Genomic DNA, 15,354 nt, shown 5'->3' on the forward strand with positions numbered 1-15,354 from the left:
AAGTCTATGTTTGCTTGACCTGTCCAGCCGATGATTTTATCGTTTTTGTCATAGCGTGGATAGGTGCGCTGTTGCCCTGTGCTCACGGTCACGCTAGGGTAGCGCTTGGCAATTTTCATGGCATTGTTGATTGAGGTGTTAAGCATTGTAGCTAAAGTCTTAGAGTCAGTTGCTTGTGCTTTTTTGTACAAGCTGGCTCGTACTTCATCGTTCTGAATCTCTTCTTTTATTTCTGTCTGAAATGTCAGTTGATCATAGCCTGTTGGCTCTGCATGGGCGCTACCCATCATCGCTGTCATGAGACAAACCGTACCAGAAGCTAGTGCTGCTTTATTCAATAAAGTATTTTTCATTATTATCTCCTAAGTTGATTCTAATAATATATAAATGACAATTATCAACGCTCATTTATACATGAAAAGTTGTCCCTATTGTTCTCTAGAAATCGACATGGGTACAACTTCATTCACTAAAATAGCAAAATTCATATAAGTTGCTGTGAGAATTTTGTGACCTAAGTTACTGATATAATTTGTGCTCATACATTGCGAACATGAGCTAATGAACTAAATGACAGTGCTATTTAGGGTTTAAAGCAAACAGTTTTAAGATAGGGGTTGTAAAATTAAAAATTTCTTGTATAATTTGCGACTGGTGGCTCCATTGGTAGCCTCGCAACATTGTTCTATGAATCCCGCCAGGACCGGAAGGTAGCAACGGTAATAGTTATAGTGTGTGCCGAGGATGTGCTGATGGAGTCGCTTTTTTTTGCCTTTAAGATACTGATAAATATAGCATTAAGACTATAAAAACCTGATTTGATTACCTTTTTGATTACCACTAGACAATAAAAAACCCGCATTAAGCGGGTTCGTTGTTTAAACTTTCGTTAAATTCCAGCAAGTCGATATTTCTAAAATAATTCTTACTGAATAAGATAATCGGCTTTGGAAACTCTCCTTTATCCCAATAGCGCCTTAATGTCGATGTACTCACGTCATATAACTTTGCAGCATTGGCTAGCGTGGTAAAACCATCTGGACTTAATCGCTCGATACTTTCGTTTTGTTCAATCATCTGTCACCTCGTCCAATTCAGCTAATTTTCCTTGCAAATCTAAGATGCTATCTCGCGCATATTCTTTAACGCTGTCAGGAACTCCACTCAAACTATCAATGCAATCTTGATGCTCTTTTATCTCATCGTTGATAACATCGGTAATTATTGCTTTGGCAAACTGATAAGCAAGAGGGTGAATGTTATGTGTTCCGTCTGGGTTGGTAAAAAACTGATGACCATTCGCCAGTGCGATTTCTTTTATGCGTTCGTTATTCATCCGTCACTCTCCTAGTAATCGCCACTTTCAAAGAATATCACTTGCGGCTTATCTAATCCTGTTATCTTCATTGCGCCAAAATCCATCTGTGTTACTTTTACGTTTTCGACGCTCATGCCTTTATCAAGCAAATATTCCATTGCAAAGACTAACGCCTGGTTTTTATTACCAGCCATCAACACAAAACCATGTGGCACTGGATAAATCGGCTCAAACGCTACTTCATAGATATTCACTTCGTCACCTCGCTAAATTCAGGAATTGGCATCCAAGCTACGAATAAGACGTTGCCGTAATCCTCATTAAAACAACCGCGACCACCGTTCCACTTTCCAATACGAGGCTGCAAATCGTCTAGATTCCCCATTTCATAAGTAAAGCCTTTGATTAATGCTAAGTATTCGCCATCCTCTTTTGGCAACTGCTTACTCGCATCAATCCAAGTAGGCAAGGGCTTAACATACGGCTGCATCTTGTGAGGGTAGTAATCCGTTTCAATCCATTGTTTAGCTTCGTCAACGCTGTTCAGAGTCTTGTGGTCGCCATTGCCAAGATTGGCGCGGTACTTGTTTGGGTCGTCAATGTCAGGGCGTATCGTGTAATGCACTAACTCATGCACAGTTTCAAACGTGTCTAATGCTGCGCCTTTTTGCCACTTCAACGGCTGTAAATTATTCATCGTTTTGCTCCTTACCTGATCATTGATTGTGCGTAATCTTGCGCATCTGCTTCGGTCTCAAAATGAAACTTACTTGTTTCGGTACTACCAAGGATTTGATGCGTTAGCTTATAAAAACCATCTTGATTTGTGATTGATAAGATATTTCGACCATTTCTAGCTTGCTGAAACTCTACGCTAGACATTGGTGATTTTTTCCACTTTAAAATTTTGTCCTTACTCATTCTTATCATCCTCATTAATAAAATAGATGACCTGTCTCGTAGGTCAATCGGCTTTGCCTCGACTGCTTTTTCAGAGCAACATGATTTCTCACGTAAGGAATTGTCAATCTAAGCTGCTAGGAGTTAATCGCCACCATCTAGCTATACGCGTCATCGTATTAGCCCGCGATGCTCGGTGTAACTTTATAAATATATCCATCGCGAGGTCTATCACCAATGCGACTTACTAACCCCAACTCGGTTAGCGTTTTTGCTTGACGTTGTACTCGTCGCTCATTAAATCCAGTTTTATCCATTATAGATTTGACGCTTACAGCGAAATCGCTATCTCTAATAACTTTGAATGTCTCAAGTGTTGCTCTGACTTCGCTCATGTCATCACACCTTAAACTTGTCAGGCATATCGCCTGTGATTAATGCTTGCTCTAGCTCATCGAGTAACGCCAAAAACAACGGCACTCGCTCATCTAGCTTCTTATGTATTTTTTCGTCAGGACAAAACCGTTGGTAGAAAGGAGGCAATCCGTCACAGTAAACAAAATAATCCCACCACTTGCGACCAGATACCCACATATTAATTTGCATTTGAGTGATGTGCTTTGGATCAATCTTGCCATTGCGTAGCAGCGTTACCATGCCTTTACCGTTCTTTGATTTAATCTCTAGACCGCCATTTGCGCCAATCAACCTATCAGGGCTTGCGCCAACGCCTTTAGCTAACATGATGCCGGCTTCGATAACGTCATCAGCCGTTGCATAGCCGCTATCAATGTATGCCTGTACCGCTATTGGCTCGATGACATGACCGCGCTTTGTGCTTGCATTGCCAACAAAATCACCGTCAGGCTGACCAGTGAAACGCTCGTATGCTAGCTTGTCGAGAAAATCAAGAGCGCCGGCACCGAACGGAGGGCAAAGCCTACCGTTAACCAGTAGGCAGTGCATAACACTAGCTGTCGGCAATCCTAGACGCGCTGCAAGCCATTCGTCAGACCCTTGCTCTACGTCTAAGATAATCATGCGGTTTCAAGCTCCTTTGCAGCGTTCAATTTAGCAGTCAGTTGGCCGTCAATGTAGTTGTACGCGCTTTGCGGTATATCTGCGATAGCATCAATAGAGAAGTCGCTTAGCAGCCACTTGTTAAAGCTCTCAATACCGCTATCACTGAGCTTGTCGCGCTTGGCTATCAGGCCACGTTCTTGAGCTGCTGTGATTTTCTTATGCTGCCAAGCTGCTGATGCGTCGTTATCATCACGAGTTGCAATGTTAAGTAGGGCGCACAATGTATATCGTTTGCCGTAGCTGACTGATGAACCCATTGCTTGAGCAGGGTTGTTTTTCTTTGAGCCGCTATAGTCAAAAGGTACGAGCAAGGTTGTCTTTTCTTTGTGGCCTTGTTTGTGCAAAAGGATTGCTACAATCTCAACGTAACCCTTATAGTCATTGGTCGATTTATCGTCGGCTTTCTCTAGCACCGTGTTGGTGTCAAAAGATAATGAAAAGCCATGCTTGTTTAAGATAGGGCGCGTGATTTCCACTACGTCCTCAAGTGTGGCATAGTTTGAGCCATTGCCTGATTTAGCCTTTGCAATGGTTGGTATCTCTGATTGCATTGCAGCAAATGCGGTACTAAAAGCAACCGTTGCCTGTCGCTCAGTTTCTCTAGTTTGCAGCTCCATTAGACGCTCCAACTTATCAACGTCAAAGTTTGGATCGGCCGCCAACTCTAAAATCTTAGATGCCATGACTTGACCAGCATCACCTTGCACTGCTACCTTATTTTCATTTACTGTCGTTAATTCGCTCATCGTCTTATTCCTTATAAACCTACATCTGATTGGGTTAGGGGTTCGCCTTGGTTGTTGATTGGGACTGCGTACAACCATCGCATGGAAGTTGCGACAAAAAGCCCATCTGCATCGTCAAAATCCGTCACAGCTTCGGCAAGAAAATCCTCGTCTTCAAGGTTTGCTGCATCATTATCATCGCCATCGCTCACGCCACACATTACGAACTTGTCACCACGCTCAAGCATAGCCCTTGCCAAATCACTACCTTTCAGCTCTGCCTTGTCGATATCGCTTGGCTCGTCACCTGATTTATCGATTACGCCAAGGTCTTTTAGTTGCTCTATAAGAGTCGATAAAACAAAGTCTGTACTGTCTGACTGCGATTGCAGCTCGTTGAGCGCATCGTTGTTTTCATTGCAAAAATCAAATAACCGCTTCTTAGTAATTTTCATAACTCACCATCCTTAATCCGTTTCAATGTCTCATTAGCAGCCTTAACCGTTTTGTATTCGTCAGACGCTCTATACTCGTCCGTATAGCCTTGCTCAGTCGTCGGCTGCCACTCGTTGCTAACCAACTTTTCACCGTCAATCTCGACCACTGTGTAAGCCTTATCGTCGATGATTACCGTGTCGGCTAATGCTTGATGCGTAACGAACGCACCCCATGCAGCGCATATCAATGTGAATAGTATTGGTTTCATTGGTTGGCCTCACTTGCTAAAATCAAGTCAACCAATTCACCGTCGTAATCTTCGGAGTTTGGCTGAGACACTGAGTACAAGCACATCCTTATCATTAGCTTGTTAAGCTCATCATCGTTAATATCAACAGCTCGCCTAGCAACCTCATTCAACAATGTACGAAAGTAACCAAATGGTATTTTGAGGGCTGCCATATCTTTAGGATGTATCGCGTTATTTTGAATTTCATCTAAAAGTGAAACCACATCAACTTTAACGAACATATCTTTTTTATCGTTATTCATCACGCCACCTCGCTTACTTTAGTTAATAGCGACTCGTTACCGTCTGCATAAGCTAGGGCGCTTTCCTTGTCCTTGAATACTGGTATAGCGCCAACCATTCCGTCAGCCCAATTGAGGTCGAGGGGTAGGGTTAAACCCATAACCTCGACATTCATATTGTCTTTTAGGGTGTTCACTGCGTACATGCTCATGCTGACACCTCGCTTTTTAATACCAAGTCATACTCACTCGGCAATACAGCCATTGGTTGGTCTTGCGATATTGAACCCAAGAGCATTTGCAGCATCATTTGATGCTCTTTGGTCATGCCGATTTGCACGATACGACCATCTGGCATTTGCTTGATTAGTCCGACATGATTTCCGTCGGTAGAGTTGATTACTTTAGCCATTACGCCACCTCGCTTTCATCAACAACGCGCTCAACTTCAAACTTCACTTGGCGCTTTAAGCGATGAGTGACACCGCATCTTGCTTCCATCCGTGTAGTGCCGTAGTGATACTCAACGCAATAGACGCCGCCATCGTAAAATGCTAATTCCCAAAGTTTCATAGCTGCTCCCCTTATGCGTAAACTTCGTGGTAAAAATCGGTATCAATCGCGTCAGCTTCATCAAGCAGCTTGTAATGCACCGCGTCATGGATAATGCGCTTGCCTTCTATCACCAATGCGCTGTGGTCGCCTTCATCGATTGCGTAAGTACCATCATCGCTATCAACTTCAATATGGCGTATGCTGAGGTCTGTCAGCGTGTGGCGGTCATACTCAGTGTTGAATACAACGGTTAAATCGTTTTCTTGGTCGAGCTCGAAGAAGATGGTAATGTCGTTTTTATAAACTTCCATGTCTAGCAGTGGCTTGGCTCGTAGATGCTCAAGCAATCCACCGTTGTTGAAATCGGCTTGAAGCATTTGCAAATGCCCTGCTACTTCTTGGATATTGATTTGCTCTATAATTGCTGTCATAATTACCTCGCTTGTTTAAGTAAAGCCCTCATTGATTCCACTCGGCGAGGGCTTTTTTTGTGTCTGTTATTTGTCGTCGTTGCTAATGATATTTAATATTTCTTCCAGCTCTTTCTTTCTGTACTGGAAATGCTTATTCATTCCAGCATCGTCAGGCAGACTTAAAATCCCCTCAATCCTAGAAATATCACCCTCAAGCTTTCCGATAATCAAACCTCTTATGCGTCTGTAAGCCATAAGTGCTTGCTGCTCTTTGTGTGTCATACCCTTATCTCCTAGTTAGTACGCAATAGCCGTCGATTAAAACGGCTATAACTTACTAGCTACTCGCTTGTAATGTTGTTCACAAAATCTACGCAGTCTTCATAACTGCTCGAATAAATCATTTCGTTTTGGTAGATAGACCAAACTTCACCTCTTGTTTCTTTAAATGGCTTTACTACGTAGTCACCTAATTGAAAGTGCTTATTTTTCACGTTGTTCTCCTTGGTTGGTTGCATCGTCTGCGTTCTTCGTTGCGATGAATTAATTATAAGTAAACTTTTAAAAGAAGTCAAAAGAATACTTATAAATATAAGCAAAATAAATGTAAGTTTGTGTAAACTTGTGTTTTTTATAGGCGGATTATAAGCAGGCACAAAAAAAACCACTCATTACGAGTGGCTAATTTATGTATTGGGGAGGGTTGGTTGCTTAGAGCATACCTGACTTCCAAACGACGCGGCCTTGAATGTCTATGTTATCAAGGTTTTCTGAGCCGATAACGAAGTCAGGGTAATTGCTCTTATTCGGATTGTCTGAGCGCATAATCCAGCCAGTAGGCGTGTATATCAGGCGTTTTATGAATAGCTTGCCATCGATACAGATTAGATAAATCTTGGTGCTCTTTGGCTCAATGTCTACAGTGTTCACAATCAACGTCTGACCATCTTCAATAGTTGGCTGCATACTGTCGCCGCTTGCTTCTATTACTGCTAATAGGTGAGCTTCTGGCAACTTCTGCGCTCTTAGCCAAGCTACCGGCATAGGCATACCATCAACTATGCTCACTTCATTAACATCAATGCCTTCACCGCATGAGCCGCGCACGTCATAGCGCGGAATCATTACGTACTCTTTTGGATCGGCAATCTCACCAGTCTTGCTACCCACAATAACAATGTCGTCATTATCAGGCATTTGTCTTATGACATTCTCTTTGCCGTCAGTTAAATAGCTAACATCAACCTTAAAAGCCTTAGCTATAGGTATGACCAGTCCGCTAGATTTTGGTACGTCGCGTTCAATCTCAGATATAGCCGCCTGAGATACACCAACCTTTGCACCTAAATCAGCTTGTGACCAACGGCGCTTCTTGCGTTCTTCTTTAACACGCTCGCCTAATGTTTTCATGAAAATACCCATAAGTTATAAGTCCTGTAGTAAATATAACAAACAAATTACAAGTAAACTGGTAATATGTCAACAAGTAAAGTTATAAAAGGGTTGTTTTTTACAAGTATTCTTATATAATGAGTGAAAAGGAGGAAACAACGATGCAAACAAAATGGCAAGAAATCATTGCTGAGCTTAAAAAAGCAGGTTGGACTCAGACCGCCATTGGCAAAGAGTGCAACGTGTCTCAATCAGCAATCAATCAGTTAAAACTTGGACAGACTAAAGAGCCAGCTCATAGCGTAGGTGAAAAAATGATTGAGCTATTAAGCGCAGCAACAGAGGAGGGTTAAAAGTGGAAACAGTAACTTTCGCAGACGGTAGCACTTACCAAGTGCCAGTCAAGGAGATTAAGCGATGACGGAGCAAGATATTCAAGCATGGGAGCGTGAGATAAACCACGCACAAATGATGTGGCGATTAGCTTACAAACACGAAGTCAATAAAAGGAATGAGCAAATGGCATGGAGCGAAGCGCAAGCAAATCAAGCAATGGCATCGGCGGTTGAGCAAAACAAGCGTGATGACATCAAGGCGAAAAACATCAGCTATGACTTTGCACTAAGTGAAGAAAAGAAACGCAAGAATAGCGAGTTTTGGCACCGCATTATGCACATCGTCGCTGTAGCTATCATCTTAGTAACCATTCTTAGATTTTGGGGTTAATCATGGCAACGAGTCAATCAGTTATCGAGCAATTTAATAAAGAGTTCGGCATTAAGCAGCTCACCGGTAAGGACAATACAGGTCTTTTCTGCAACTCAAATCACTACAGCAAAAAGACCAAAAAGATAGTGATTAAGCAGACACAAGAATGGTCACGGATAAAGAAGGGGTTTAAGTGTGGCAAATAAAGCTAGAGGTTTGAACACTCACGTTGAGCATAGACGACTTATCAAAGAAGCAATCAGGTTGTTAAAAGAAGGCAAATTGATAAACGAGAAAAGCCTAAAGGTCGATAGGCAGAAGTTTAAGACAATGCTAGTGACTATTAAAGGCGAGCACAACATGGACGTACTAACAGTAAACAGAGGCCATAGAACGATTGGCTGGATTTTAGCAAGCGAGGTTATCTACAAATGAAACACCCACTATACAACAAGGTTCAAAAGATAGTTGCTGCAAAGATAGCAGATAACAAGATTAATCATAGCGAATTTGCTCACATTAGAAATCAAGCGTCAGTACGAGCGATTTTAGCTGACATGGGTTACAAGCCAAACTGCACAGTAAGACCTTATAGCTGGAAGATACCAACTGTCAGAGATATGCAAGACGAGTTGGTCATCGATTCAAAGCCTAAAGACTACCGTGTATCAGCCACGAACCCAAACTCAAAATCAGGCGAGATAAAGCGCAGGTTTTTAAACAACGAGCTTTTACGTATTGACAGTTTAAGTCTAGACCGTAAGCCAGCTATCACCTTGATGCACAGAATCAGAAAAGAAGGTTATCAGATGGAAATAAATAGAGTTAAAGGCAGTAGAAGAATCGAGTCATTTCGCTTAATCAGCGAGCAATAAAAAAGCCCATCAGAGGCAACTGACAGGCTTTCAACAAACTAAACACGTAAGCGGAGTATAGCAGTATGGAAACGAAAATAAAAGTAGGCGATGTATTTAAAACAAATCAAGGCTGTACTTGCACAGTCATATCATACAAAAGCCGAACGAGCGTATTGATTGAGTTTAACGATCAGCATAAACATAGGGCAAATGTCAGAGCCAAGCACCTTCAATCAGGATATGTAAAAAATCCTTATTACCCAGCAGTTAGAGGTAGAGGTTTTATGGGTGTTGGTGATTTTAGCGCTTACCGCAATGGGAAGGTCACTGATGAGTATAAAAAGTGGTCAAGCATGTTTCGTCGGTGTTACTCGGAAGTTGATGCAAAGGACAGAAACCATTACAGCGATTGTGAAATTCACGAAGACTGGTTTAACTTTCAAAACTTTGCCTTGTGGCTTGCTGAAAACAAGAATTATCAACCTGAGTATCATTTGGATAAAGACCTAGTGTTTTCAGGAAATAGAATGTATTCGCCAGAGGCGTGCTGTTTAGTTCCAATCGAGATAAACAACTTATTGCTAGATCCGAAGACAAAGTCAAGAAAGCTACCCATGGGCGTGAAGATAGATGGCAGGTCAGGCAGATTTGTTGCCTCAATGCGTATGGGTTCTAAGAACAAACATATTGGTTCTTTCGATTGTCCTCAGGAAGCTCACCATGCCTACGTAATCGTAAAAGAAGCCCATGTAAAAGAAGTCGCTAACAGGTGGCGTGGTCGCATAGATGAGCGCGTTTATGACGCTCTTATGAATTGGAGGGTCACGCAATGAACACGCTAAAGAAAGGGGTTTATCCAATGGAGAGGTTTACAGCCAAGCCGAAATGGTGGAAAGGGCTAAAACACAAAAAACGCTTATCACATAGCGAGTACATGGTTCTGGACACGATATACGACAAAACTATCGATTGGGGCAAGCTGACCGACAGAATCGCCATATCTCAGTTTGTTGATGAGCTAGGAATGAGCAACAGAGGTGTAATCGACTCTATCCGAGGACTAAAGAAAAAAGGTCTTATTTTCGTACTTGGTCAGGATAGAAAGACAAACACAATCACTATCAAAATGGATAAATGCGAGGTGTTAGCACTGTCCGAACTTGTGAGAAATTCTCATAAGGCAAAAACACCAACTTGTGAGAAATTTTCACAAACTTGTGAGAAAAACTCATATCAACTTGTGAGAAATTCTCACACACACGATACCCGAGACCATTACCCGATACCTTTTATATATATACGTGGTTATCAGTTGTTAAATGATTATGGAGTTTGTAAGAAAACAGAATCTGAGTTAGCTAAAAAACAGATTGATGAATCAGCAAGATTGTTAATTGAGTTTTGGAATAGCAATCACGGTAAGAGCAAATCAGCAGACGTTAAACCTAGTGTTTGGTTGGACAAGGCAAAAGCAAGGTTAAAGAACTTCACAGTCGATGAGGTCAAGACAGCAATGCTCAGTGTGATTCAAAGCACATGGCATCAGCAAAACGGTCAAGTATTGCTTAAGAACGCAATCAGCAGTGACCAACGATGTGACGAAGCGATTTCTAGATACCACCAAACACAGCAAACAAATTATCAGGGGAATAACAATGCAGTCAATCAATCAGCTAACAACAGAGTTCAAAGAGAAACAACCGAAGAATGGCAGCAACGAACTCAGCAAGAGTTTAACCAAGAGTTTGGAGTGGAAGTATAAGCCAGACTCGATCAAAGCAGCCACAGCTAGAGTATTGGCACTCTTTGAAGAATTTAAGAACGAGTACGGTGATTTATTCGAGTACAAGAAACATCGATTCACAACAGCAAGAGCAAGAGAGTGGGCGGTTGAGTTACTGGAATCGGGTATTAACGCAGAACAGTACCAACAAGGCCGCTATCAAGCAGTGAAGAATCAGAAATACCCGATAGAACGCGCTTATGAGTTTATCCAGTTATGCAAGCAGTCAGCAATTGATGATTACCCTGATATTCGCGAAGCATACACAAGAGCCGCGAATCTGAAATACAAGAAGCATGAGGTGATTTACGAAACAGCTAGACGTGTCGGATTTTGGGAACTCAAGACACAGCCTGAATCAATCAGCTACAAATCTTGGCAAAAGCATTATCCAGAAGTCTGCAAAGAACACAGCGAAGGCGCAGATTTCAAAGTACCTGAAACACACCAGGTGGCATACGAGCATACAGCACTGCAAGAAACTAGCCCAATGGCTGCAACAGTAGATGAGTTTTTGAACCAGTTTAAGCGCAAGCATGGAGAGCAAGCATGAGTAGAAACAAGAAGACAGCCGCGCAAAAGAAGCGAGAAGCCCAAAAGCGTGACGCACTAGCGAGAAAGGTTTATTTAGGGCAAGCAAAACCTAAGCCTGAAAAGTTCGAACCAGTGTATGACGGTTATTTCAAAATATTCCTTCATGACGACGATTACAAAAGGGCAGCGGATAGAGCTGAGTTTACAGAGGATTGGCAAGCGAACCAGAAGCGCGGTGAGATTATGAGGCGCGAACGCAAATTCCAAGTCGCGCTGCATATTTTTGATACAGACGGAGACAAAAGAGGTCACACCGTTATGGGGTTCAAGGTCAAAGGTGGTCAGCGAGCCTTGTCAAAAGTGATATTTGGTTTTGGTAATGATTTTGTCGATGAGATGAGAGCTGGTGACGAGGCATTGAAGGTGGATTTGATTAATAGCTATGCCGTTGTAAGGGCTTAAACATGAAAAACATATACAACAAAAAGACGGTGCAGGGTACGGAGTGGATTAAGAGCGACACGGTTGTAGTCAGGTACACGGACGGCAGCAAAGAAACGATGTCACGCAAGAGTTTTAACCAGATTATTAAGGGGTAGGTGATGAGTAGATTAAAACAGGAATTAGGTGAGGATTATCAAGAAGTGATACTTGACCATCTCGGAAAAGATTTTGTTATTAATCACGGGTACGCGCCGACATGGTGGATAACTGGCGGCAATGATTGGCAAGGTAAATCTTATTGGGTGCGTAAGGCACTTAATCAGTTGCAAAAAGATGGCAAAGTCGAATCATTTAGAGCGCGTGGGAATATTGGTTGGTGCTGGGCGCTTACTGGGAAATTGAAAAAGGATGGTTACTAATGACCGAACTATCAGAAGCGCAAATACAAAACAAGGTAATTCGAGAAGCCAAAAAAATACCGTACAAGGGCAGAGAGCTAGCGGATTACATCGTACACGTACCAAACGGCGGTAAGCGTAGTCAAAGAGTGGGCAAAGCGATGCAATACGGAGGCGTGAAGCGTGGCTATCCTGATTTGGTAATCGACATAGCTCGTGGCGGCTTTCACGGCCTTAGAATCGAAATTAAGAAGCCTGACGACGGCACAGTGTCACCGCATCAAATAGAGCGATTGCAAATGCTGACAGACGAGGGTTATCGAGCAGTCGTGACAGAGGGTTATCAAGAAACGATGGACGAGATACTTAACTACTTGAGCTTATGGCCTTAAAACCGCAAGCGTTGCAAAAATAACAAGGGTACACGCTTAGCAAATCGCTTTTAGATGCAAAGGTACTACAAGTGATTTAAGCGGCTTATACGAGAGATTTGATTATGATTGATATAGATACGATTTGGGTTAATAAAGAAACGAGAAAGTCGGTTTTGGTTTTGTGGTCAAGTGACGAGCTAGTGACGTACCAAGCAGCAGACAGTCAGACACCAGTGCCAGTGCGTAAGTTTATATTTTTGCAAGATTTCGAGGAATTGTTATGAGTAATAAAACAGACATGGTGAACCATCCACCACACTACAAAGATGCAAGCGGTGTTGAGTGCATCGAAGTGACTAAGCATATGAGCTTCTGTGGTGGTAACTGTTTCAAGTATCTGTATCGGGCTGGCAGCAAGGGCGATTTGCTTGAGGATTTAAAAAAGGCGATGTGGTATGCCGATTATGCAAGAGTTCACGAAGGCCGCATAGGTCTGTTTCAGCGACTCAAAATCTCCAAGAATATCAAGACTATTTCAAAGCATCGCTATTACCGAATTAGTAGCGTAATGGATTTAATCCTAAGTAGAGATTGGCTGTGGGTTGCAACCGAAATCGACCACTTAATTCAAGATATTGAGTCAAGGGAGTCGTTAAGAGGCGAAAAGGTAACCTTAGAAAATGCAGGTAGTAATCTTTGAGCAATAAAGACAAACAGCGGCTTGAGCGAATCAGGTCGCTACCTTGCTGTGAGTGTGGGAGTGAATCATGAGTGAAGAAATAGAGCGTCCACTAAATTTTATCAGGGATAAAGCCAAAGAGTATGCCAAAGCCAAGGCCACAAGGGTTTATCTAGAGCAGTTTCGAAAGTCTAAGAAGGCGATCTTGATACAAGAAGCACCGCAAGGCACAGGACAAGCAAAAGAGAGTTACGCATATGCTCACCCTGAGTACATAGCATTGCTAGATGCGCTGAGAGTGGCAGTAGAGCAAGAAGAACAATTACGGTACATGATTAGGGCTGCTGAGCTTAAATTTGACCAGTGGCGTACAGAGCAAGCTACTAAACGCATGGAGTTCAATAAATATGGCAACTAGCAAGCTACGCAAAAGCGCACAAGGTCAGAGCTGCACGTTACGGCTCACAGGCTGCAACTATAACCCTGAAACGGTGGTACTGGCTCATATACGGATTAACAGGTTTTGCGGTGTAGGCTTGAAGCCACCTGATTACATGGCTTGCTTTGCGTGTAGTAGCTGTCACGACACGATAGATGGCAGGGTAAAGAGTGATGGCACATATCAAGATATTTTAAGAGCGCATTTTGAGACATTGCAAATTTGGGTTGATAACGGACTGGTGGAGATTAAGTAGATGATGAGAGTGGAAAACACCCAAGGCATAGCTTGGTTTAATGCGGTCGATGACAGGGCGTCCGTCAATCATGGCAAGCTTAGAGTTGATTTATTCCCTGATAAGCCTGATGCGCTAGGTCACGCAAGGCATGAGTCATTAGATTTATCAGAGAGTGAAGCAGTCGAATTACGAGATTATTTAAACAAAAGCTATCCGGTTGAGGTGAAGAAATGAGCGATTTATCAATAACGGATTTGATGTTCGCCTATGGTGCATGGGTAAATGATGATAACAGCGACTTAGGGTGTAAGAGTCCAAGTCTAATGCTCATCAAGTCAGCACCTAAGCTGTGTAAGGATAGCGTAAAGCCGTCTAGTCGTCGCACAGTGAGTTATATTAGCGATGAAGATGCACTTGCCATAGATAGAGCAATGAACAAGCTCTTACGCCATTCTGTGCATTTGCATAACATCGTGACATATCACTTTATCTACAATTGGAGTGAGCGCAAGATTGCAAGGGATTACTGGTCAGACTTTGAATATCCAGATAGTGAGAAGCAAGCAGGTGTCTATCATGTGAAGCCGCTACTCAATTTAGGCATAGGGTTTGTCAGTGGTGTATTAGCTAGAGATATAGCGTAGATAACGCTTGCATTGTTAAACAGTGTGGTATAGTATTGATATACGCTGAACAGAATAGTGTAAAGCGATGAACAATACAGCCGTAACGCCTATCAAAGAAGCGCAACCTTTACGGCTATTCTGAACGTGAAACGTGGTGACTTACTTGCTATTCGGTTCGATGCCGTTAACTGTGGTGATACAAGTAGAGTGCGGTTCGAGTCCGTAAGCGTTCAAACTAATATGAGGCGCTAAATAACGCAGCAACTACACTACCTAGGCAATGTTGTAGTCGAGCACGTTAAGTAGGTTAACAGCCTATTCGCTTCTCCCTATTCAAGTCCTATCATTAATTTGATAGGGCTTTTTTTATGCCTATAATTTAGCGATGGAATGCCTATCATGAGAGAGCGCACTAAGCAGGAACAGTTATTGTTGATAGAGCTGATAATTGCCGATATCGCTAAAGGCAAATTACCTAACGGTGACGGCTAATGTGCGACTTATCGAATGATGAAGTGTTTAAGCGTTGGCAAGATTGCAACAAGCGCAATGCTAAGCAAGGTGCTGACTACTGGTACGATTTCATGACTAAGCGTTCTAAGCGTGGCGGTAAAGATGCTGACAAGGCACAAGCTATTGTCGATAGAATGGATAAGGCTAAATAATATGTCTAACTTGAACGACACATTGCCGATTAACTCCGTATGGCGACATCATCACACAGAGAGCGAATACACAGTTTTGATGCTGACGAATGTACATACAACACAAAACAAGAAGTTTCCGCAAACAGTGGTATATAGAGCTGGTGAGTCAGGTCAAGTTTGGTCAAGACCAGTCAGTGATTTTTTAAATAAGTTTGCGCGGATTGAATAACCACTTTTGCCCACATTGATTTGATGGGCATTTTTTATGAGAG

The 15,354-nt window shown here is 42.5% G+C and carries 34 protein-coding genes and 1 other RNA gene; 18 read left to right on the forward strand and 17 right to left on the reverse strand.

The window, feature by feature from the left end:
• Positions 1–353: SIMPL domain-containing protein (locus tag ABYU67_RS09500; RefSeq protein WP_372844759.1), on the reverse strand; the 353-nt coding region annotated here is incomplete at its 3' end.
• Positions 354–661: 308 nt separating this feature from the next.
• Between ABYU67_RS09500 and ffs the strand changes: the two genes are divergently transcribed.
• An RNA gene (ffs, locus tag ABYU67_RS09505) (signal recognition particle sRNA small type) lies at positions 662–758 on the forward strand.
• Positions 759–861: 103 nt separating this feature from the next.
• On the opposite strand, the gene ABYU67_RS09510 is transcribed toward ffs, so the two are convergent.
• The 16 genes from ABYU67_RS09510 to ABYU67_RS09585 form a co-directional block, all read right to left on the reverse strand.
• A complete protein-coding gene (locus ABYU67_RS09510) occupies positions 862–1,077 on the reverse strand; it encodes a helix-turn-helix transcriptional regulator (RefSeq protein ID WP_372844760.1) in 216 nt (71 codons plus the stop codon).
• Positions 1,070–1,336 (reverse strand): hypothetical protein, encoded by a 267-nt coding sequence (locus ABYU67_RS09515; RefSeq protein WP_372844761.1) that lies wholly within the window; start codon positions 1,334–1,336, stop codon positions 1,070–1,072. The genes ABYU67_RS09510 and ABYU67_RS09515 overlap by 8 nt, the downstream gene beginning before the upstream one ends.
• An 11-nt stretch (positions 1,337–1,347) precedes the next feature.
• Positions 1,348–1,572, reverse strand: a complete 225-nt coding sequence (locus tag ABYU67_RS09520) for a hypothetical protein (protein ID WP_372844762.1) — start codon at positions 1,570–1,572, stop codon at positions 1,348–1,350.
• Complete coding sequence (locus ABYU67_RS09525; protein WP_372844763.1) at positions 1,569–2,015, reverse strand: hypothetical protein; 447 nt, start codon at positions 2,013–2,015, stop codon at positions 1,569–1,571. The genes ABYU67_RS09520 and ABYU67_RS09525 overlap by 4 nt, the downstream gene beginning before the upstream one ends.
• 11 nt (positions 2,016–2,026) lie before the next feature.
• A complete protein-coding gene (locus ABYU67_RS09530; RefSeq protein ID WP_372844764.1) occupies positions 2,027–2,239 on the reverse strand; it encodes a hypothetical protein in 213 nt (70 codons plus the stop codon).
• A gap of 378 nt (positions 2,240–2,617) precedes the next feature.
• Positions 2,618–3,259, reverse strand: coding sequence for a YqaJ viral recombinase family protein (locus ABYU67_RS09535; protein ID WP_372844765.1), 642 nt, complete (start codon positions 3,257–3,259; stop codon positions 2,618–2,620).
• Positions 3,256–4,047: an ERF family protein gene (locus tag ABYU67_RS09540; RefSeq protein WP_372844766.1), complete on the reverse strand. Its 792-nt coding sequence runs from the start codon at positions 4,045–4,047 to the stop codon at positions 3,256–3,258. The genes ABYU67_RS09535 and ABYU67_RS09540 overlap by 4 nt, the downstream gene beginning before the upstream one ends.
• A gap of 11 nt (positions 4,048–4,058) precedes the next feature.
• Positions 4,059–4,481, reverse strand: a complete 423-nt coding sequence (locus ABYU67_RS09545) for a hypothetical protein (RefSeq protein WP_372844767.1) — start codon at positions 4,479–4,481, stop codon at positions 4,059–4,061.
• Positions 4,478–4,732 (reverse strand): hypothetical protein, encoded by a 255-nt coding sequence (locus ABYU67_RS09550; RefSeq protein WP_372844768.1) that lies wholly within the window; start codon positions 4,730–4,732, stop codon positions 4,478–4,480. Before ABYU67_RS09550 ends, ABYU67_RS09545 begins: the two co-directional genes overlap by 4 nt.
• Complete coding sequence (locus ABYU67_RS09555; protein ID WP_372844769.1) at positions 4,729–5,016, reverse strand: hypothetical protein; 288 nt, start codon at positions 5,014–5,016, stop codon at positions 4,729–4,731. The genes ABYU67_RS09550 and ABYU67_RS09555 overlap by 4 nt, the downstream gene beginning before the upstream one ends.
• Complete coding sequence (locus tag ABYU67_RS09560) at positions 5,016–5,207, reverse strand: hypothetical protein (protein WP_372844770.1); 192 nt, start codon at positions 5,205–5,207, stop codon at positions 5,016–5,018. Before ABYU67_RS09560 ends, ABYU67_RS09555 begins: the two co-directional genes overlap by 1 nt.
• Complete coding sequence (locus ABYU67_RS09565; protein WP_372844771.1) at positions 5,204–5,407, reverse strand: hypothetical protein; 204 nt, start codon at positions 5,405–5,407, stop codon at positions 5,204–5,206. Before ABYU67_RS09565 ends, ABYU67_RS09560 begins: the two co-directional genes overlap by 4 nt.
• A complete protein-coding gene (locus tag ABYU67_RS09570) occupies positions 5,407–5,568 on the reverse strand; it encodes a hypothetical protein (RefSeq protein ID WP_372844772.1) in 162 nt (53 codons plus the stop codon). The genes ABYU67_RS09565 and ABYU67_RS09570 overlap by 1 nt, the downstream gene beginning before the upstream one ends.
• A gap of 11 nt (positions 5,569–5,579) precedes the next feature.
• Positions 5,580–5,981, reverse strand: a complete 402-nt coding sequence (locus ABYU67_RS09575) for a hypothetical protein (protein WP_372844773.1) — start codon at positions 5,979–5,981, stop codon at positions 5,580–5,582.
• 66 nt (positions 5,982–6,047) lie between these two features.
• Positions 6,048–6,245, reverse strand: coding sequence for a hypothetical protein (locus ABYU67_RS09580; RefSeq protein WP_372844774.1), 198 nt, complete (start codon positions 6,243–6,245; stop codon positions 6,048–6,050).
• A 429-nt stretch (positions 6,246–6,674) separates the two neighbouring features.
• Entirely contained in the window at positions 6,675–7,373 is a 699-nt protein-coding gene (locus ABYU67_RS09585) for an XRE family transcriptional regulator (protein ID WP_372844775.1), read from the reverse strand.
• Between the two features lie 143 nt (positions 7,374–7,516).
• On the opposite strand from ABYU67_RS09585, the gene ABYU67_RS09590 reads away from it, so the two are divergent.
• From ABYU67_RS09590 to ABYU67_RS09670, 17 genes are all read left to right on the forward strand, one after another.
• Positions 7,517–7,708 (forward strand): helix-turn-helix domain-containing protein, encoded by a 192-nt coding sequence (locus tag ABYU67_RS09590; RefSeq protein WP_372844776.1) that lies wholly within the window; start codon positions 7,517–7,519, stop codon positions 7,706–7,708.
• A 64-nt stretch (positions 7,709–7,772) separates the two neighbouring features.
• The gene (locus ABYU67_RS09595; RefSeq protein ID WP_372844777.1) at positions 7,773–8,081 is read left to right on the forward strand and encodes a hypothetical protein; all 309 of its coding nucleotides are present in this window, start codon (positions 7,773–7,775) and stop codon (positions 8,079–8,081) included.
• A gap of 2 nt (positions 8,082–8,083) precedes the next feature.
• Positions 8,084–8,269, forward strand: coding sequence for a hypothetical protein (locus ABYU67_RS09600; RefSeq protein WP_372844778.1), 186 nt, complete (start codon positions 8,084–8,086; stop codon positions 8,267–8,269).
• Between the two features lie 225 nt (positions 8,270–8,494).
• On the forward strand, positions 8,495–8,938 hold the full coding sequence (locus ABYU67_RS09605) for a hypothetical protein (protein WP_372844779.1): 444 nt from the start codon (positions 8,495–8,497) through the stop codon (positions 8,936–8,938).
• Positions 8,939–9,003: 65 nt separating this feature from the next.
• Positions 9,004–9,753 (forward strand): hypothetical protein, encoded by a 750-nt coding sequence (locus ABYU67_RS09610; protein ID WP_372844780.1) that lies wholly within the window; start codon positions 9,004–9,006, stop codon positions 9,751–9,753.
• Positions 9,750–10,682: a hypothetical protein gene (locus ABYU67_RS09615; RefSeq protein ID WP_372844781.1), complete on the forward strand. Its 933-nt coding sequence runs from the start codon at positions 9,750–9,752 to the stop codon at positions 10,680–10,682. Before ABYU67_RS09610 ends, ABYU67_RS09615 begins: the two co-directional genes overlap by 4 nt.
• The gene (locus ABYU67_RS09620; RefSeq protein ID WP_372844782.1) at positions 10,666–11,256 is read left to right on the forward strand and encodes a hypothetical protein; all 591 of its coding nucleotides are present in this window, start codon (positions 10,666–10,668) and stop codon (positions 11,254–11,256) included. The genes ABYU67_RS09615 and ABYU67_RS09620 overlap by 17 nt, the downstream gene beginning before the upstream one ends.
• On the forward strand, positions 11,253–11,699 hold the full coding sequence (locus ABYU67_RS09625) for a hypothetical protein (protein WP_372844783.1): 447 nt from the start codon (positions 11,253–11,255) through the stop codon (positions 11,697–11,699). Before ABYU67_RS09620 ends, ABYU67_RS09625 begins: the two co-directional genes overlap by 4 nt.
• A gap of 140 nt (positions 11,700–11,839) precedes the next feature.
• Complete coding sequence (locus ABYU67_RS09630) at positions 11,840–12,100, forward strand: hypothetical protein (protein ID WP_372844784.1); 261 nt, start codon at positions 11,840–11,842, stop codon at positions 12,098–12,100.
• Positions 12,100–12,471, forward strand: a complete 372-nt coding sequence (locus ABYU67_RS09635) for a VRR-NUC domain-containing protein (protein ID WP_372844785.1) — start codon at positions 12,100–12,102, stop codon at positions 12,469–12,471. The genes ABYU67_RS09630 and ABYU67_RS09635 overlap by 1 nt, the downstream gene beginning before the upstream one ends.
• A 104-nt stretch (positions 12,472–12,575) precedes the next feature.
• Positions 12,576–12,737, forward strand: coding sequence for a hypothetical protein (locus ABYU67_RS09640; protein WP_372844786.1), 162 nt, complete (start codon positions 12,576–12,578; stop codon positions 12,735–12,737).
• Positions 12,734–13,153, forward strand: coding sequence for a DUF3310 domain-containing protein (locus tag ABYU67_RS09645; protein ID WP_372844787.1), 420 nt, complete (start codon positions 12,734–12,736; stop codon positions 13,151–13,153). The genes ABYU67_RS09640 and ABYU67_RS09645 overlap by 4 nt, the downstream gene beginning before the upstream one ends.
• Positions 13,154–13,220: 67 nt before the next feature.
• Positions 13,221–13,550 carry a hypothetical protein gene (locus ABYU67_RS09650; RefSeq protein WP_372844788.1) on the forward strand — a complete coding sequence of 110 codons (330 nt, stop codon included), beginning with the start codon at positions 13,221–13,223 and terminating at the stop codon, positions 13,548–13,550.
• Positions 13,540–13,827 carry a nuclease domain-containing protein gene (locus ABYU67_RS09655; protein ID WP_372844789.1) on the forward strand — a complete coding sequence of 96 codons (288 nt, stop codon included), beginning with the start codon at positions 13,540–13,542 and terminating at the stop codon, positions 13,825–13,827. The genes ABYU67_RS09650 and ABYU67_RS09655 overlap by 11 nt, the downstream gene beginning before the upstream one ends.
• On the forward strand, positions 13,828–14,043 hold the full coding sequence (locus ABYU67_RS09660) for a hypothetical protein (RefSeq protein WP_372844790.1): 216 nt from the start codon (positions 13,828–13,830) through the stop codon (positions 14,041–14,043).
• Positions 14,040–14,453, forward strand: coding sequence for an antiterminator Q family protein (locus ABYU67_RS09665; RefSeq protein ID WP_372844791.1), 414 nt, complete (start codon positions 14,040–14,042; stop codon positions 14,451–14,453). Before ABYU67_RS09660 ends, ABYU67_RS09665 begins: the two co-directional genes overlap by 4 nt.
• Positions 14,454–14,926: 473 nt before the next feature.
• Positions 14,927–15,100, forward strand: a complete 174-nt coding sequence (locus tag ABYU67_RS09670; protein ID WP_372844792.1) for a hypothetical protein — start codon at positions 14,927–14,929, stop codon at positions 15,098–15,100.
• The last annotated feature ends 254 nt before the right edge of the window (positions 15,101–15,354 follow it).

Origin of the sequence: Psychrobacter sp., from assembly GCF_041554015.1 — a bacterium.
GTDB lineage: Bacteria > Pseudomonadota > Gammaproteobacteria > Pseudomonadales > Moraxellaceae > Psychrobacter.

Coding starts and splice junctions, on each gene's coding strand:
- ABYU67_RS09510 (WP_372844760.1), bottom strand. CDS start 1,077: ATGATTGAACAAAACGAAAGTATCGAGCGATTAAGTCCAGATGGTTTT.
- ABYU67_RS09515 (WP_372844761.1), bottom strand. CDS start 1,336: ATGAATAACGAACGCATAAAAGAAATCGCACTGGCGAATGGTCATCAG.
- ABYU67_RS09525 (WP_372844763.1), bottom strand. CDS start 2,015: ATGAATAATTTACAGCCGTTGAAGTGGCAAAAAGGCGCAGCATTAGAC.
- ABYU67_RS09530 (WP_372844764.1), bottom strand. CDS start 2,239: ATGAGTAAGGACAAAATTTTAAAGTGGAAAAAATCACCAATGTCTAGC.
- ABYU67_RS09535 (WP_372844765.1), bottom strand. CDS start 3,259: ATGATTATCTTAGACGTAGAGCAAGGGTCTGACGAATGGCTTGCAGCG.
- ABYU67_RS09540 (WP_372844766.1), bottom strand. CDS start 4,047: ATGAGCGAATTAACGACAGTAAATGAAAATAAGGTAGCAGTGCAAGGT.
- ABYU67_RS09545 (WP_372844767.1), bottom strand. CDS start 4,481: ATGAAAATTACTAAGAAGCGGTTATTTGATTTTTGCAATGAAAACAAC.
- ABYU67_RS09550 (WP_372844768.1), bottom strand. CDS start 4,732: ATGAAACCAATACTATTCACATTGATATGCGCTGCATGGGGTGCGTTC.
- ABYU67_RS09555 (WP_372844769.1), bottom strand. CDS start 5,016: ATGAATAACGATAAAAAAGATATGTTCGTTAAAGTTGATGTGGTTTCA.
- ABYU67_RS09560 (WP_372844770.1), bottom strand. CDS start 5,207: ATGAGCATGTACGCAGTGAACACCCTAAAAGACAATATGAATGTCGAG.
- ABYU67_RS09565 (WP_372844771.1), bottom strand. CDS start 5,407: ATGGCTAAAGTAATCAACTCTACCGACGGAAATCATGTCGGACTAATC.
- ABYU67_RS09570 (WP_372844772.1), bottom strand. CDS start 5,568: ATGAAACTTTGGGAATTAGCATTTTACGATGGCGGCGTCTATTGCGTT.
- ABYU67_RS09575 (WP_372844773.1), bottom strand. CDS start 5,981: ATGACAGCAATTATAGAGCAAATCAATATCCAAGAAGTAGCAGGGCAT.
- ABYU67_RS09580 (WP_372844774.1), bottom strand. CDS start 6,245: ATGACACACAAAGAGCAGCAAGCACTTATGGCTTACAGACGCATAAGA.
- ABYU67_RS09585 (WP_372844775.1), bottom strand. CDS start 7,373: ATGAAAACATTAGGCGAGCGTGTTAAAGAAGAACGCAAGAAGCGCCGT.
- ABYU67_RS09590 (WP_372844776.1), top strand. CDS start 7,517: ATGCAAACAAAATGGCAAGAAATCATTGCTGAGCTTAAAAAAGCAGGT.
- ABYU67_RS09595 (WP_372844777.1), top strand. CDS start 7,773: ATGACGGAGCAAGATATTCAAGCATGGGAGCGTGAGATAAACCACGCA.
- ABYU67_RS09600 (WP_372844778.1), top strand. CDS start 8,084: ATGGCAACGAGTCAATCAGTTATCGAGCAATTTAATAAAGAGTTCGGC.
- ABYU67_RS09605 (WP_372844779.1), top strand. CDS start 8,495: ATGAAACACCCACTATACAACAAGGTTCAAAAGATAGTTGCTGCAAAG.
- ABYU67_RS09610 (WP_372844780.1), top strand. CDS start 9,004: ATGGAAACGAAAATAAAAGTAGGCGATGTATTTAAAACAAATCAAGGC.
- ABYU67_RS09615 (WP_372844781.1), top strand. CDS start 9,750: ATGAACACGCTAAAGAAAGGGGTTTATCCAATGGAGAGGTTTACAGCC.
- ABYU67_RS09625 (WP_372844783.1), top strand. CDS start 11,253: ATGAGTAGAAACAAGAAGACAGCCGCGCAAAAGAAGCGAGAAGCCCAA.
- ABYU67_RS09630 (WP_372844784.1), top strand. CDS start 11,840: ATGAGTAGATTAAAACAGGAATTAGGTGAGGATTATCAAGAAGTGATA.
- ABYU67_RS09635 (WP_372844785.1), top strand. CDS start 12,100: ATGACCGAACTATCAGAAGCGCAAATACAAAACAAGGTAATTCGAGAA.
- ABYU67_RS09640 (WP_372844786.1), top strand. CDS start 12,576: ATGATTGATATAGATACGATTTGGGTTAATAAAGAAACGAGAAAGTCG.
- ABYU67_RS09645 (WP_372844787.1), top strand. CDS start 12,734: ATGAGTAATAAAACAGACATGGTGAACCATCCACCACACTACAAAGAT.
- ABYU67_RS09650 (WP_372844788.1), top strand. CDS start 13,221: ATGAGTGAAGAAATAGAGCGTCCACTAAATTTTATCAGGGATAAAGCC.
- ABYU67_RS09655 (WP_372844789.1), top strand. CDS start 13,540: ATGGCAACTAGCAAGCTACGCAAAAGCGCACAAGGTCAGAGCTGCACG.
- ABYU67_RS09660 (WP_372844790.1), top strand. CDS start 13,828: ATGATGAGAGTGGAAAACACCCAAGGCATAGCTTGGTTTAATGCGGTC.
- ABYU67_RS09665 (WP_372844791.1), top strand. CDS start 14,040: ATGAGCGATTTATCAATAACGGATTTGATGTTCGCCTATGGTGCATGG.
- ABYU67_RS09670 (WP_372844792.1), top strand. CDS start 14,927: ATGTGCGACTTATCGAATGATGAAGTGTTTAAGCGTTGGCAAGATTGC.